At 65.7% G+C, this 15,286-nt stretch carries 14 protein-coding genes; 3 read left to right on the top strand and 11 right to left on the bottom strand.

Annotation, left to right across the window (positions count from 1 at the left end):
• Nucleotides 1-25: 25 nt before the first annotated feature.
• The 6 genes from BRADO_RS19815 to BRADO_RS35470 all read right to left on the bottom strand — a co-directional run bounded on the left by BRADO_RS19815 (nt 26) and on the right by BRADO_RS35470 (nt 6,183).
• On the bottom strand, nt 26-1,501 hold the full coding sequence (locus BRADO_RS19815; RefSeq protein ID WP_085972889.1) for an ABC transporter ATP-binding protein: 1,476 nt from the start codon (nt 1,499-1,501) through the stop codon (nt 26-28).
• 50 nt (nt 1,502-1,551) lie between these two features.
• Nucleotides 1,552-2,235 carry a cysteine hydrolase family protein gene (locus tag BRADO_RS19810; protein ID WP_011927117.1) on the bottom strand — a complete coding sequence of 228 codons (684 nt, stop codon included), beginning with the start codon at nt 2,233-2,235 and terminating at the stop codon, nt 1,552-1,554.
• A gap of 229 nt (nt 2,236-2,464) precedes the next feature.
• Entirely contained in the window at nt 2,465-3,391 is a 927-nt protein-coding gene (locus BRADO_RS19805) for an ABC transporter permease (protein ID WP_011927116.1), read from the bottom strand.
• A gap of 3 nt (nt 3,392-3,394) precedes the next feature.
• Complete coding sequence (locus BRADO_RS19800; RefSeq protein ID WP_011927115.1) at nt 3,395-4,504, bottom strand: ABC transporter permease; 1,110 nt, start codon at nt 4,502-4,504, stop codon at nt 3,395-3,397.
• Nucleotides 4,501-5,610 carry a BMP family ABC transporter substrate-binding protein gene (locus BRADO_RS19795; RefSeq protein ID WP_011927114.1) on the bottom strand — a complete coding sequence of 370 codons (1,110 nt, stop codon included), beginning with the start codon at nt 5,608-5,610 and terminating at the stop codon, nt 4,501-4,503. The genes BRADO_RS19800 and BRADO_RS19795 overlap by 4 nt, the downstream gene beginning before the upstream one ends.
• A gap of 417 nt (nt 5,611-6,027) precedes the next feature.
• The gene (locus BRADO_RS35470; protein WP_011927113.1) at nt 6,028-6,183 is read right to left on the bottom strand and encodes a hypothetical protein; all 156 of its coding nucleotides are present in this window, start codon (nt 6,181-6,183) and stop codon (nt 6,028-6,030) included.
• 233 nt (nt 6,184-6,416) lie between these two features.
• Here BRADO_RS35470 and BRADO_RS19790 point away from each other — a divergent pair, with 233 nt between their 5' ends.
• Nucleotides 6,417-7,385: an SDR family oxidoreductase gene (locus tag BRADO_RS19790; protein WP_041756741.1), complete on the top strand. Its 969-nt coding sequence runs from the start codon at nt 6,417-6,419 to the stop codon at nt 7,383-7,385.
• A 264-nt stretch (nt 7,386-7,649) separates the two neighbouring features.
• On the opposite strand, the gene BRADO_RS19785 is transcribed toward BRADO_RS19790, so the two are convergent.
• From BRADO_RS19785 to BRADO_RS19770, 4 genes are all read right to left on the bottom strand, one after another.
• Nucleotides 7,650-8,129: a GcrA family cell cycle regulator gene (locus BRADO_RS19785; RefSeq protein ID WP_011927111.1), complete on the bottom strand. Its 480-nt coding sequence runs from the start codon at nt 8,127-8,129 to the stop codon at nt 7,650-7,652.
• A 77-nt stretch (nt 8,130-8,206) separates the two neighbouring features.
• A complete protein-coding gene (locus tag BRADO_RS19780) occupies nt 8,207-8,404 on the bottom strand; it encodes a hypothetical protein (protein ID WP_006614936.1) in 198 nt (65 codons plus the stop codon).
• Between the two features lie 1,117 nt (nt 8,405-9,521).
• On the bottom strand, nt 9,522-10,448 hold the full coding sequence (ppk2, locus tag BRADO_RS19775) for a polyphosphate kinase 2 (protein ID WP_011927110.1): 927 nt from the start codon (nt 10,446-10,448) through the stop codon (nt 9,522-9,524).
• 108 nt (nt 10,449-10,556) lie between these two features.
• The gene (locus BRADO_RS19770) at nt 10,557-11,498 is read right to left on the bottom strand and encodes an acetamidase/formamidase family protein (RefSeq protein WP_011927109.1); all 942 of its coding nucleotides are present in this window, start codon (nt 11,496-11,498) and stop codon (nt 10,557-10,559) included.
• A 130-nt stretch (nt 11,499-11,628) separates the two neighbouring features.
• On the opposite strand from BRADO_RS19770, the gene BRADO_RS19765 reads away from it, so the two are divergent.
• Nucleotides 11,629-12,417: a YdcF family protein gene (locus BRADO_RS19765; protein ID WP_011927108.1), complete on the top strand. Its 789-nt coding sequence runs from the start codon at nt 11,629-11,631 to the stop codon at nt 12,415-12,417.
• On the opposite strand, the gene BRADO_RS19760 is transcribed toward BRADO_RS19765, so the two are convergent.
• Nucleotides 12,414-14,261 (bottom strand): tetratricopeptide repeat protein, encoded by a 1,848-nt coding sequence (locus BRADO_RS19760; RefSeq protein WP_011927107.1) that lies wholly within the window; start codon nt 14,259-14,261, stop codon nt 12,414-12,416. The two genes, BRADO_RS19765 and BRADO_RS19760, sit on opposite strands and share 4 nt — an antisense overlap.
• A 200-nt stretch (nt 14,262-14,461) precedes the next feature.
• Between BRADO_RS19760 and BRADO_RS19755 the strand changes: the two genes are divergently transcribed.
• Nucleotides 14,462-15,247 (top strand): DUF169 domain-containing protein, encoded by a 786-nt coding sequence (locus BRADO_RS19755; RefSeq protein WP_011927106.1) that lies wholly within the window; start codon nt 14,462-14,464, stop codon nt 15,245-15,247.
• The last annotated feature ends 39 nt before the right edge of the window (nt 15,248-15,286 follow it).

Below are 15,286 nucleotides of genomic sequence, written 5' to 3'. Positions count from 1 at the left end.
TTGTCGGTGGATGCGGACCGCGCGCTCAATGTCCCGCCATATGCCGGCCGATCTCGGTGAGGTCGGCCTCGCCGGCGCGAGTCTCGTACACCAGCTGGCCGTGAAACATCACGACGAGGCGGTCCGACAGCTCCAGCAGCTCGTCGAGGTCCTCGCTGACCAGCAGCACCGCGGCGCCGCGGTTGCGGGCGGCCATGATCTCGGCGTGGATCTGCGCCACCGCCGCGAAGTCGAGGCCGAAGCAGGGATTGGCGGCGATCAGCACCTCGACGTCGTGGGCCAGCTCGCGCGCCAGCACCGCGCGCTGCACGTTGCCGCCCGACAGCGCCGAGATCGGCGTATCCGGTGTGCGGGTCTTGATCTTGTAGCGGTTGATCTTGCTGGTGGCGTCCTTGCGGAACGCCGACTTGTTGAGCCACCAGCCGCCGCTGGCAAACGGCGCGCGGTCGAACTCGCGCAGCGCGATGTTGTCGGCGACGCTCATGCCGCCGACGCAGGCGTTCTTCAGCGGCTCCTCGGGGAGCAGAGACATCTTGTGCCGGCGCATCTCCTCGCGGCTCGCGGCGTAGGGCGCGCCGGAGACGCGGACGGCGCCGCTCTCGGCCTCGCGCTGGCCGGCGAGCACTTCGACGAGTTGGCGTTGACCGTTACCGGACACACCGGCAATACCCACGATCTCGCCGGCACGCACGGTGAGCGAGAGGTCGTGCACGGCGAGGCCACCGGCATCGTCGCGCGCCACCAGCTTGTCGACCTCGAGCCTGACCGTGCCGGCTTCGCCGGTGCGCGATGGCTGCACCGTGAGCTGCTCGGCGCCGATCATCATCCGCGCCATGTCGTCGGGCGTGAGCTCGGACACCTTGCCGCTGCCGGCGAGCTTGCCGCGGCGGAGGATCGTCACCTCGTCGGCGAATGCCATCACCTCACGGAATTTGTGGGTGATCATAAGGATGGTCAGCTCGCCAGCCTCGACCATCTTGCGCAGCATGCCCAGCACCTCGTCGGCCTCGCCCGGGGTCAGCACCGAGGTCGGCTCGTCCAGGATCAGGAAGCGGCGCTTGAGATAGAGCTGCTTGAGGATCTCGCATTTCTGCCGCTCGCCGGCGGAGATGGCGGACACCTTGGCATCCAGCGGCACGCGGAACGGCATGCGCGACAGGAACGCCTCAAGCTGCTGGTTCTCCTTGGCCCAGTTGACCACCGCCGGCACGTCGTCACGCGCCAGCACGAGGTTCTCGGCCACGGTCATTGCCGGCACCAGGGTGAAATGCTGATAGACCATGCCCAGGCCGAGCGCGTGGGCGTCCTTGGGGTTACTGATCGCGCGCTCGCGCTCGGCGATCAGCACGTCGCCCTCGGTCGGGCGGTAGTAGCCCATGATGCATTTGACGAGGGTCGACTTGCCGGCGCCGTTCTCACCCAGCAGCGCGTGGAACGAGCCGGGGCGCACTTTCAGCTCGACATTGTCGAGCGCGGTGAACGCGCCGAAGCGCATCGTCATCGCGATGGCCTCGACGCCGAACGCGCCCGTCGGCGTCGGATCGTCGCCGATCACGACAGCGCCTCGATCAGCGCGGAGGAGGTCGCGACGGCGCCGAACACGCCGCCCTGCATCTTGATCATCTTCAGCGCGTGGTCGTGGTTGCCCTTGTCGGTGGCGCCGCAGCAGTCTGACAGCAGCACGCATTCGAAGCCGCGGTCGTTGCCCTCGCGCATCGTGGTGTGGACGCAGACGTCGGTGGTGATGCCCGTGAGCACGATGTTCTGGATGCCTTTCAGGCGCAGGATCAGCTCGAGATCGGTGGCGCAGAACGAGCCCTTGCCGGGCTTGTCGATGACGGTCTCGCCGGGCAGCGGCGCCAGATCCGGGATGATGTCCCAGCCCGACTCGCCGCGCACCAGGATGCGGCCACACGGCCCGGGATCACCAATGCCGGCGCCGATCTGCTGCGAGCGCCAGCGCTTGTTGGCGGGCAGGTCGGACAGATCGGTGCGATGGCCCTCGCGGGTGTGGATGATGAGGAAGTCTTGCGCACGCATTACGCTGAGCAGCTTCTTGATCGGCTCGATCGGGGCGCGGGTCAGCGAGAGGTCGTAGCCCATTTTGTCGACATAGCCGCCGACACCGCAGAAATCGGTCTGCATGTCGATCACGATCAGCGCGGTGTTCTCGGGGCGCAGATCGCCGTTGTAGGGCCAGGCATAGGGTTCGGAGCGGATTGTGCGCTGGGTCATGGGTGGGCTCCAATAGAGTTCGAGGCCATCGGTATTTAGCGTTGCGGCGCCGTCTCGGGCCTCATGGTTCGAGACGCGTCGCAAGGGCGACGCTCCTCACCATGAGGGTCTGGTCCGTGCTTCGCCGCGGAAACAGTCCTCGTCCTGAGGAGGCCGCCGCAGGCGGCCGTCTCGAAGGATGGCCGCAGCAAGATCGCCTGCTCCAACATCTTCAGCGTGCGCACTCACATCACCGCGTGATCGACAGCTCGGCCGGCGCGCCGCTGAGAGTGCGTTTCGGCGAGCAGGTGATGATCATGATGAGAAGCGTCAGGATGTAGGGCGCGGCGTTGAACAGATGATAGCCCGAGGTGACGCCGACCGATTGCAGTGCGGGTCCGAGCGCGGCGGCGCCGCCGAAGGCGAGCGAAGCCCACAGGCAGAGCATCGGGTCCCAGCGCGCGAAGATGACCAGCGCGACGGCGGTGATGCCTTGTCCTGATGACAGGCCCTCGTTCCAGCTGCCGGGATAGAACAGCGACAGGAACGAGCCGCCGATGCCGGCGAGGAAGCCGCCGGCCATGGTCGCGCGCAGGCGGATCATCAGCACCGAATGGCCCATCGCGCGCGCCGCGTCGGCGCTCTCGCCGGCGGTGCGGATCAACAGGCCCCAGCGCGTTGTCCTGAACGCCCAGAACAGCACCGGCGCCATGATCACGCCGAACAGGAACAGCACATTGATGCGCAGCGCGGCGCGGACCTGCGGCACGTCACTCCACCAGCCGAAATCGATCGCCGGCAGCCGCGCCGCGGTCGGCTCGATCAGCGGCTTGCCGAGGAAGAACGCCAGCCCGGTGCCGAACAGCATGAGAGAGATTCCGACCGCGACGTCGTTGACCCGCGGCAGCGAGCAGATGCCGGCATGCAGCGCCCCCAGCAGCGCGCCGGTCAGGCCGGCGGCGAGCACCCCTAACCATGGCGAGCCCGAGAGATAGGAGATGCCGTAGGCGCTCATCGCGCCCATCACCAGCGTGCCCTCGAGGCCGAGATTGATGCGGCCGGAGCGCTCGGTGATGCATTCGCCGAGGCTCACAAACAGGAACGGCGTGGAGACGCGGATGGCGCCGCCGAGCACCGCGAGCGGCACGGTCCAGAGTCCGATGTTGCCGTCAGCCATGTCCTACGACTTTCCCTTGAGGAAGCCGATGCGCCCGTAGAGCGCGTCGCTCGCCAGCACCGAGATGAAGATGATACCCTGCAGCACCAGCACCGAGGCATCGGGCAGACCGAGCCGGCGCTGCAAGAGACCACCGGACGCATTGATGCCGCCGAGCAGGATCGCCACGGGAATGATCGCCAGCGGATTCTGCCGCGCCAGGAACGCGACCAGAATGCCGGTGAAGCCATAGCCGACCGCGAGATTGGCGTTGGTGCGGCCCTGCACCGCCGCGACCTCGACCATGCCGGCCAATCCGGCGCAGGCACCAGCGAGGAAGCACACGGTGAGGATCAGCTTGCCGACCGAGAGGCCGACGATCTTGGCGGCGCGGATGTTGCCGCCGGCGACACGCGCGGCGAAGCCGAAGGTGGTGTGATAGATCAGCACATAGGACGCGATCGCCAGCATCAGACCGAACACCAGGCCCCAATGCACGTCGGTGCCCGGGATCGTGCCGATCATGTTGGCGGCGCCGATCTCGCGCGTCGACGGCTTGTTGAGGCTGGCCGGATCGCGCATCGGGCCTTCGACGAGATGGTTGAGAATCGCGAGCGCGATGTAGACCAGCAGCAGGCTGGAGATGGTCTCGTTGACCCCGCGATACTGCCGCAGTCCGCCGGACAGCAGGATCCACACGCCGCCGCCGGTCATGCCGGCGATCACCATCGCGATCTGCACCAGGAGCGGCGGCATGCCCTGGAGAGCGAGTGCCACGGATGTCGCCGAGAGCGCGCCGATCAGCAGCGCGCCTTCGCCGCCGATGATCACCATGCCTAGCTGCGCGGGCAAAGCGGTGCACAGCGCCGTCAGGATCAAGGGGGCCGCACGGCTCAGCGTGTTCTGCCAGGAGAACCAGGTGCCGAACGCGCCGTAATACATGTACCAATAGAGATCGAGCGGGTTCTTGCCGTACAGCGCGACGAAGAGGCCGAACACCAGGAGCGCGGCGACCAGCGCCGCGCCCGGAATGAGAATGTACTCAATGCTCGCGCCGTAACGCTGCAGAAAGCCTGCGTCGGCGGCCGGCGCGATGGCGGCCGCATCAACCGGATCGGCCGCCTCCGTGGTCACGACGTCGCTCCGATCACGCCCTCGACCAGGTAGTCCATCTTCTCGAGCTCAGGATCCTTCTGACCGCGCTCGGTGCCTGCGGTGATCACGGTGTTGCCCTTGTTGTCCTTGATCGGGCCCTTGAAGATCGTATAGCCCTCGCCGAGGAATTTGGCCTTGATCTCGTCGGCATGCTTGCGCGCCTGCTCGGAGACAGCCTCGCCATAAGGCGACGTCTTCACCAGCTCTTCCTTGAGACCGCCGCGATAGAAGTTCGGAATGCTCTCGCCGGCGGCCAGCATCTTGACGAACTTCGGATACAGCGCCTCCCAATTCCATTCGGCGCCGGTGAGATACGCCTTCGGCGCCAGCGGCGACTGGTTGACGTGATAGCCGGTGACGAAGGCGCCGCGGCGCGCCGCGTTCTCGACCATCGTCTTCGGACCGTCGACATGGCAGGTGAGAACGTCGACGCCCTGGTCGATCAGGCTGTTGGTCGCCTCGGCTTCCTTGACCGGCATCGACCAGTCGCCGGTGAAGATCACCTGCGTGGTCGCCTTGGGATTGGCGAGCTGCGCGCCGAGCGTGAAGGCGTTGATGTTGCGCAGTACCTGCGGGATCGGCTTGGCGGCGACGAAGCCGAGCTTGCCGCTCTTGCTGGTGTAGCCCGCAACGATGCCGGACAGATATTGCGCCTCGTCGATGTAGCCGAAATAGGAGCCGGCGTTCTTCGGATCCTTCTCGCTCCACAGGCCGCCGCAGTGCTCGAAGCGCAGCTTCGGGTACTTGTTGGCCATCTTGATCATGTGCGGATTGTAGTAACCGAATGAAGTCGGGAACAGCAGGCTGGCGCCGTCGAGATTGATCATCGACTCGATCGTCTTCTCGACTGCGTCGGTTTCCGGCACCTTCTCCTCTTCGATCACCTTCAGCCCGGGCAGCTTCTTCAGCGCCGCCGCGCCCTGCGCATGCGCCTGGTTGTAGCCGTAGTCGTCGCGCGAGCCGACATAGATGAAGCCGATCGTCGTCTCCGCCGCGAAGGCCGGCCGCAGGCCCGCGGCTGCGCCGAGCGTCAGCGCCGCGCCACCCTGCAACAGATGCCGTCGTGAAATCCTGCCAAAGTCCATTGGTGTGCTCCCTCGGCGAGCCCTGGCCCGCGCCCTGTCATCTCGGCTACACCGGCACGGCGGAGCCTCAAGGAAGGAGCTTTTCAAGCTTTGTGCCAGGGGGCTTGGGATGCGCGGGGGAGGTAAGTCATTGAGGAATAGAGATTTTATGATTGACCGCAAAATAGGCGGCGAAGCCCGGAGGCGAAATGTAGCCCATGATTTAATCAATCGACTTTAATTGTATGCAACGAGTTCAGCCAGTCGGGACGCCAGAAGCGAGCCTCCGGAGGGGCAGCCGCATGTTCGCGAACCACGGTTGTGAGCCTGTGTGCGCGGCGGACGGAGATCTCGCAATGACGGAGGAAACGGCAGCGCATACGATGCAGGTCGCGCCTGTCGCGGCCCGTCTCGTCATGATGATGCGCGTCGCGCCGGTCAGATGCCGAGCAGCCAGACGGCGACGATGGTGCCGATCACGGCGAGCCCTGAGATCGTCCAGCCGGTGACATAGGCGCCGTCGCCGGATGCAGCCGGATCGACCATCGTGTCGCGCCAGCTCTCGTTCTGCCAGTGCCCCTGTTGGTACGCCATGCGAACCTCCTCGAGCCTGCCTCCCCGTGGAATAAGTCGGACGACGGCTCGGCGGGTTCAACCCCCGTTCAACCCCAAGGCGAATGTGTTTGCTCGTGCATTGCAGCACAGGTCACCGCCATCGGCTCTGGTCTCGCCCGCCAAACGCCCTAAGCTGCGCGCGCGTTCCGCGAAGAGAACGAGGAAGTCGCCGGGGCGGCCTTGGCTGTTCCGCAGCAGGGAAGGATGACCCAATGAAGGATTTTGCCGGCAGGACCGCTGTGATCACCGGGGGCGGCACGGGCATGGGCCGCGAGCTCGCGCGCCAGCTCGTCGCCGAGGGCTGCAACGTCGCGATGTGCGACGTCTCGACCGAGGCGATGGCCGAGACCAAGCGGCTGTGCGAGGCGGAAGGACTGCCGCAGGGCCTGCGCGTCACCACCCATGTCGCCGACGTCTCGATCGAGGCGCAGCTGCAGCGTTTCCGCGATGAGCTTGCCGAGCAGCAGGCCACCGACAGGATTCATCTCCTGTTCAACAATGCCGGTATCGGCGGCGGCGGAAGCCTGTTCACCAACTCCAGGGAGCAATGGGAGCGCACCTTCAACATCTGCTGGGGCGGCGTCTATCTCGGCGTCCGCACCTTCCTGCCGATGCTGCTGAAGGCCGACGAGGCGCACATCGTCAATACGTCGAGCGTCAACGGCTTCTGGGCCTCGGTCGGCATGGGCGTCTCGCACACCGCCTATAGCGCGGCGAAATTCGCGGTGAAGGGTTTCACCGAGGCACTGATCAACGACCTCCGCCTCAACGCCCCGCACATCAAATGCTCGGTGGTGATGCCCGGTCATATCGGCACCTCGATCGTATCGAACTCGCGGAAAGTGCAAAGCGGCGGCGGATCCGATGAGCTCAGCGAGACCGAGATCGCGTTAGCCCGCCAGCGCATGAAGGGCATGGGCATCGACGTCTCAGCGATGAGCGACCAGGACATCCAGAACGCCGCCCGCGAGCGCGCCCGCAGCTTCCTCGAGGACGCGCCGACGACGGCGGCGCAGGCGGCGAAGATCATCCTCGACGGCGTCAAGGCCGAGCAATGGCGCATCCTCGTCGGCGAAGACGCCAAGCTCCTGGACATGCGCGTGCGCCAGTCGCCGGAGCAGGCCTACGAGCCGGAGTTCTTCCAGCGCTTCGCGCAGGAGGCGGGGTGGAAGCTGGGGTAGGGGATTGCTGTTAGTTGGAGCAATCCGCACGCTGCGCGGTGCCAGCGACTGTGCCCTCTCCCCTTGTGGGAGAGGGCTACACCGACATCAGCGTCATACTCGCTCGGGTGAGGGGTTGTTTCCGCAGCATCACTGCCCGTGTCGAGAGAAACCCCTCACCCGGCTTCGATGCTGCGCATCGAAGCCACCCTCGCCCGCAAGGGGAGAGGGGGCACCGTGCGCTCGGCGCGAGATGTATTTCAAATAATTAGTTGTTAGCTGATCTTACCGCGACGACGCCACCCGATACGCCATCCGCGTGTGGCTCGGACAATACGGCAGGCCCTCGATCGGCTTCGAGCCGCAGAAGCAGAAATCATCCGCGCCGGGAGTCGAGATCGGCCAGCGGCAGCGTTCCTTGGAGAGTTCGAACAGCGAGCAGCCGTTCTCGACCGGGCCGGCCGGCGGCTCCTCGATCACGATCGGCGGCGGATCGTTGGGCACCGCGCGCAGGATGCGGCGGCGCAGTTTCGGCACCGGGCGGCGGGCGCCGTCGCGCGTGGTTTCGGCGCGGACCACGCGCCGGCTGTCGCCGCCATTGTCGCGCGTCAGCGCGAGGCGGGAGATCTTGCCGATCACGGCATTGCGGCTGACGCCGAGCTCGGCGGCGATCTCGCGGCAGGTCAGCCCGGCTTCAAAGTGCTGCTTCAGGGCCCGGAGGCGTTCCTCGGTCCAGGTGGGTTGGGTCTGTCGTTCGGCGGGCATTGTGTCGCTTCCAAGTTTGATCCGTCCTGGATCGTCCTGGCCGACGGCCGTCCGAAACTGCTCGCTGATGTCCCTGTTTAAGCCCGTCCGTTGTCGCGAATCGACAGCAGCCCGTCCTTGATGGCGAGCCGGATGCCTTCTTCAATCAACGTTCTGCAGACACCCGGAACGCTGGTGCCGTGGGTGCCCTGTTTCACGAGCTTTTCGAGATAGCCAATGGTTGCCAGGGCCAGGGTTACGGGGATGCGGTCAGTCTCGGCTTTTTCCGTCGCCATGCCTAAAAGCTAGTCCGTAACCGGTGTACAGAAAAGTAACTTTTTAGACTCTATTAGGAATCCGATTGGTTGTACAGCGGGTTGGGGATAACTGGTTAAGATATTGAATTTTATAGAAATATGACGAATCGGTCGACGCGTGGCCGTGACTCTCCGCGCGGTCCGCGAGTCCGGGGCCGGAATGGTACGGTGCACGAGCCGGTGGAGGGGATTCGCGCTGCAACCACCGTCACTCCTCCGAGGGCTGGTCCACAGCCGATCGAACGTCTCCTGCGATGGGTCCCGACGCACCGGGGCCCCGGCCGGCGCTGCGGCGGCGGTTCGCCGAACGGTGATTTCTACAATTCAGAAAATAGCGCTTTCGCTTTTCCGAAAATCATGCTCTACTGCGCGCATCCCACCTCACTCGGTAGGGGCGTAGCGCGCGATCGTCACGACACGCGAGGCGGGGAGCGATGGCCGCGATCGAGCCGCAGCGTGTCCGAGAGGATGCGCGGACGAACGGCTTGGTCACGGACGTGAAGTCGCAGCGTGCTGGCACCCCGATGCTGGTGTCCCGCGCAATGCGCAAGCATTGTTGCGAATGGTGGCCAACAAGCCGGCGCACCAGGCAGACTGCGTATAAGCGTGAAGACCATCGCGCAGGGAGGGCCGGGCGTTGTCCGGCTGCACCTGTGGTACCTGCCGCCTGCATTTTTTTCTCGCAGGCGGGCCGCAGGCGTCAGCCGACGCCTGGCCTTCCCTGCGCCCTCCGGAATTTGCGAGGGTGAACAAGATCAGCATGACCCGGGCAGAGATGTCGCGGGACTGTAAGCGTGCGACTGATGCGAGGTGCCGGCCGGTTGTTCGGTGTCATCGCCCCGCTTGACCGGGCGATCCAGGACGCCGCGGCCATTCGATCCGATCATCGGCGTCTCTGGAATACTGGATCGCCCGGTCAAGCCGGGCGATGACAGCGGAGGCTGCTTGAAGGTGCGCAGCGCGACGGAGGAAGACGACATGAACCGATCTCCCCGCGTCATTGCGAGCGTAGCGACGCAATCCAGTGTGGTGAGCGGGACTCTCGATTGCGTCACTTCGCTCGCAATCACGGAGGAGAAAGCGTGCGTCGTTCGCCTCAATACAGCGACGGCACGTACAGCTCCGGTGGGATCTGCTCGCGGCGATAGTCCGGGCTGCGGACGCGCTCGGGCAGGACGACCGGCTCGTGTTGCACCTCGCCATAGGGGATCTGGCTGAGGAGATGCGAGATGCAGTTCAGCCGCGCGCGCTTCTTGTCGACGGCCTCCACCACCCACCACGGCGCCTCCGGGATGTGCGTCCGGTGCAGCATCTCCTCCTTGGCCTTGGTGTACTGCTCCCAGCGGCTGCGCGCCTGCACGTCCATCGGGCTCAGCTTCCACTGCTTGAGCGGATCGTGGATGCGCATCAGGAAGCGGAACTGCTGCTCCTCGTCGGTGATCGAGAACCAGTACTTGATCAGGATGATGCCGGATCGCACCAGCATGCGCTCGAACTCCGGCACCGAGCGGAAGAACTCCTCGACCTGGTCCTCGGTGCAGAAGCCCATCACGCGCTCGACACCGGCGCGGTTGTACCAGGAGCGGTCGAACAGCACGATCTCGCCGCCGGCCGGCAGATGCGTCGCATAGCGCTGGAAATACCATTGCGTGCGCTCGCGCTCGTTCGGCGCCGGCAGCGCCGCCACGCGGCAGACGCGCGGGTTGAGCCGCTGGGTGATGCGCTTGATGGCGCCGCCCTTGCCGGCGGAATCGCGGCCCTCGAACAGCACCACGACCTTGAGCTTGTTGTGCTGAACCCAGTCCTGCAGCTTCACCAGCTCGCCCTGCAGCCGGAACAGCTCCTTGAAATACACCCGGCGGTCCATGCTCGGATGCGCCTGATGGCCGAGCTCGAGCCGGCGAAACTCGTCGAACTGGTCGTCGCCGAGCTCGAGCTCCAGCTCCTCGTCCATGCTGTCGCGGAAATCCTCGTCGATCAGCTCGCGCAGCGCGCGCTCGTCGGTAGTCTCGCGTTCGCTCATCGGTATCGTCCCCATGCTCGATGTGGCCGTGCAAATTGCCTCACGGCCATTGACAGGGGTGTGACATGCGACTGCGACGCGATTTCCGCGGCCGGACCGGCAAGGGCCTCAGCCGTGCACGACCGATTTCGCGATCACGCAGTGAATGCCCTTGGAGCCGTTGACCGTCTGCGTCACGCGCAGATCCGCCGCCAGGCTGCACAGCGTATATGCATCCTCACGCGACAGATTACGCTTCTCGCCGAGCAGCACGATCATGTCGCGCAGCGCCTTGACCACGCACTGGTCGAGATCGGGGTCCATCGCCATCGTCATGTAATGCGTCGGCGTCTCGGCGCGGGGGTAGTCGAAACTGAGGTCCTTGCGCACGGTGAGGCGGAAGCGGCCCTGCAGCGCGGTCTCGATCGCGGTGACGCAGACCTCGCCGTCGCCCTGCACGCCGTGGCCGTCGCCGCAGGAGAACAGCGCCCCCGGCACGAACACCGGGAGATACAGCTTCGCGCCGGCACCCAGCTCCTTGTTGTCGAGATTGCCGCCCATCGCGCGCGGGATCAGCGAAGTGATGCGGCCCCAGGCCGACGGCGGCGCCGTGCCCATGACGCCGAAGAATGGCGCCAGCGGCAGCTCCAGCCCCCACGGCATCCGGCCGACCATGCGCTCGCGATCGAGCGGAATGTTCATCAGCCGGGTTTGGTGGAAATCGTCGGGCAGTGTGCCGGCCAGCGGGCGGATGAAATTGTAGCCCCAGTCCTGGCGCAGCTGGACGTCGAGGATGTCGACCTCCAGCACGTCGCCGACCTCTGCACCCTTCACGGCGATGGGCCCCGTCAGGATGTGGCCGGGCACCATGCGCTCGGATTTGGCGTGGACCTCCAGCAATTCCGGCGGAATGTAGAACTTGCTCGCATCCGGCAACACGTCGGGTCCGCCGCTGATCGAATCGATCGTGACCTCGTCGCCGCTGTCGATCGTCAGAACCGGCTTCAGGCGGGATTCGAAAAAGCCCCAGTGACAGGTTTCGGGGCTGGCGTGCAGGTGATGATGGGCCATGATCCTCTCATTCGTGCCGGTTCGGGCCTGAGCATAGCGCATCACACGGCGTTCGCAGAGAGATGGCAACGCATGCCGGCTCTCGTGTATGAGGGCGGCCGTAAGATCTCACCCCGCGCCGGAGCCCGGAATGTTCTTCGTCCTGTCCAAGACGCTCGGCCTCCTGGCACTGCCGACCAATTTCATGATTGCGCTCGGTCTCCTCGGCGCCATCCTGATGCTGACGCGGTTTGCCGTGCTGGGTCGCAGGCTCGTGGCGTCGGCGATGCTGCTGCTCGCGATCGTCGGCCTGACGCCGCTTGGCAGTCTGATGCTCTACCCGCTGGAGAGCCGGTTTCCGAAATGGGATCCGGCCAAGGGGGCGCCGGACGGCATCATCGTGCTCGGCGGTCCGGTCGATTCCGATCTGTCGGCGATATACGGCATGCCGGTGACGGTGGCCGGCGCAGACCGGGTGATCCAGGCGGCGGTGCTGGCGCGGCGCTATCCGAATGCCCGCGTCCTGTTCACGGGCGGAAGCGCCAACCTGATCGCGACGGACGCCAAGGAGGCCGATGTCGGCGCCGAGATCCTGGAAAGCCTGGGGGTCGCCAAGCAGCGGCTGCTGCTCGAGCGGCAGTCGCGCAACACCTACGAGAACGCGATCTTCTCGAAAGCGATGATCGCGCCCAAGCCGGGCGAGCGCTGGCTGCTGGTGACCTCGGCCTATCACATGCCGCGCTCGGTCGGACTGTTCCGGAAGGCGGGATTCCCGGTCGAGCCTTATCCGGTGGACTGGCGGGTCGGCCGCGTGCTCGACTTCGACGGCGTCTCGCTCCAAGGCCTTCGTCGTGCCGACATCGCCGTGCGCGAATGGGTCGGGCTCGTGGCCTACCGTCTTCGCGGACGCACCGACGACTTATTTCCCGGTCCGACTTAAACGCGCGGCTGAATGAGAGTCGCCGCCTTCGCCGCCAGCTCGCCCCGCACGCGCGCGACGACCGGCTCAAAGCGGCGGCCGGCATCCTGCCGGAACAGCCGCGCGCTCGGATACCACGGACTATCCTCTCGATCCCGGAGCCAGCGCCAGTCGGCGAGGTAGGGCAGCATGATCCAGGTCGGCCGTCCCAGGGTCGCGGCGAGATGCGCGGCGCTGGTGCAGACCGTCACGACGACGTCGAGACAGGTCATGAGAGCCGCCGTCTCGGCGAAATCGGTGAGATCAGCGGTGACGTCGCGGATTTTTCTCTCTTGTGCGAGCAGCGCCTTGTCGGCCGGCCGCAGCTCTTTCTGCAGGCTGATGAAGTCCGCCTCGACCTCGAGCAGCGGCAGCAGCGTCGACAGGGGCATCGAGCGGTTGCTGTCATTGGCCTGGTGCGGGTTACCGGACCAGACGAGGCCGACCCGCAGCCGGTCGTGCGATCCCAGTCGCTGCTCCCAGGCTGCGACACGATCAGCCGGCAGAGGCGGCAGGTAGCCGGCTGGCGGGATGGTCTCGAGCGTGGTGCCGAACGCGAGCGGCAGGCTCATGATCGGGCAATGCATGTCGAAGGCCGGCCGCTGCAAATCCGGCGTGAAGGCGAGGCACTGCGACACGCCTTCGACGCCTGCCATCAGCTGTCGCAGCGGCTCGCGCACCACCAGGATCACCTTGGCGCTGCGGGCCGCGACCATCGGCAGATAGCGCGCGAACTGGATGTTGTCGCCGAAGCCTTCATCCTCCTCGATCAGGATGGTCCTGCCGGCGATATCCTCCCTCCCCAGCCATTTCGGCTGCGAGAAGCGCGGATAGTCGGGCGAAAAATCGGGCATGGCCCAGCGCGCCTCGCGTCGCGCCCAGCCTGCCTGGTAGTTGCCGCATTGCAGCTCGACATGTGCGAGCTGCCAGGCCGCCTTGGCATTGTCGGGCTCGCGCGCGAGGATGTCGCGGTAGACAGTGGCAGCCTCCTCGAAGCGCAACAGTTGCAGCAGCGCAAAGCCCCTGTTCAGCAGCACGTCGACGAAGCCTGGCCGCAGCGCCAGCGCCCTGTCGAACCAGACGAGCGCCTCTTCGTAACGGCGCAGACAGACGAAGGCGTCGCCGAGATTGTTGCAGGTGAGCGGATCGTCCGGTGCCAGCGTCCGGGCCCGTTGACAATCGGCGAGGCAGTCGTCGTAGCGCCGCAGCCTCCGAAAGGATCTGGCGCGCATCTGCAACGAGGGCACATCGGTCGGCTGCTGCGCAAGGCACAGCGTGAACGCGTGCACCGCCTCTTCGTCGCGCTGCCCCTCTTGCAGCAGCAGCCCGCACTGCCAGGCCGCTTCCCGATGCGCGGGATTGATCTTCAGCGCATGCTGATAGCTCAGCAGCGCGTCGGCACCGCGATTCTGCGCGAGCAGCACGCCGCCCATATGCTTCCACAATTCGGCATCGTCCGGCTTGAGCTGGATCGCCTTGTCGAACACCGCGAGCGCGTCATCGAGCCGGCCCATCTGCTTGAGCGTGAAGCCGAGGCTGGTGAGATAGTCGATCTTCGGGTTCTGCCGGATGGCACGCGAGAACCATGCCACCGCATGGTCGTGCTGGCCGGTCTGCAGGGCGATGATGCCCATCAGCGCGAGGCTGTCGGCGTGGTTCGGGTCGGTCGCGAGCGCCTGTTCGCAACACATCTGGGCGTCGAGCAGACGGCCGCTTCCGAGATGCTGCAGACCGGCCTCGTACAGAACGCCCGCCGACACCGGCGGCGGCGCTTTCGGGCCGGGCTTCGCGCTGTCCGCGCCCTTGTTCCGGTCACTGCGGCCCATCGCTCGATCCTGGCTGGAGATGGGAAATTCATAAGTGATTCCTGGGGGATCGAGAAGGATCATGGTAGGCAGGCGAACTCGGGGGGCAGAGGGGCTGGCCTCCCGGGCCGCGAGCGTCTAACAAGCGCCCCGAAGTCGAACCACGCCTCGCAATGACATGCGACGCGGGCTCAGACCGTGCGACAGGGAGGGAGCGCCACATGCAGCAGACGAACGCCTCCGAACGGCTCGATCTGGCGGCGATCGTCGCCGATCTCAATGCCTTGCTGCGGCTGAAGACGACCGTGATCGGCATCAAGATGTTCGCCCGCGTCGAGGACATGGAAGCGGTCGAGAAGATCCGCAGGCCCAACGCGGTGCACACCACGGACCAGATCGTCAGCATGGCCGCGCGGCTCGGCTGGACCGTCGGCATCACCGGCGACGACCTGGTTGGCGCCCAATGCCGCGCCGTGATCGGACTTGGCCCGCAGGACGACAGCTGGCTCAGCGGTCAGGGTTACGTCGGCGTCTGGCATGGCACCGCGGAGGATGCGCGCAAGCGCCAGGAGGCGCTCGACGTCGTCCCGTTCGGCCGCTATCAGGCGATGGCGGTCAGTCCGCTGGCCAGCGGCCGGCTCGATCCGCCCGACATCTGCCTTGTCTATGCGACGCCGGGCCAGATGATCATCCTGATCAATGGTCTGCAATATGTCGGCTACAAGAAGTTCGAATGGGGTGTCGTCGGCGAGACGGCCTGCGCCGACTCCTGGGGGCGCGCGCTGAAAACCGGCGAGCCCAGCCTGTCGCTGCCGTGCTTCGCCGAGCGCCGCTATGGCGGCGTGCCGGATGAGGAAATGCTGATGGCGCTGAAACCGGCTGATCTCGCCAAGGCGATCGCCGGGATGAAGCAACTCGCGAAGAACGGCCTGCGCTACCCGATCGCGCCTTACGGCATCCAGAACGATGTCCGTGCCGGCATGAGCGTGTCGTATCGGAAGAAATAGATGATCGTCATTGCGAGCGAAGCGAAGCAATCCAGAGTC

The sequence above is a fragment of the Bradyrhizobium sp. ORS 278 genome (genome assembly GCF_000026145.1).
In the GTDB taxonomy this organism is placed as follows: domain Bacteria; phylum Pseudomonadota; class Alphaproteobacteria; order Rhizobiales; family Xanthobacteraceae; genus Bradyrhizobium.
The sequence above is the reverse complement of the archived record's forward strand: the minus strand, read 5'-3'. Positions and strand labels throughout refer to the sequence as shown.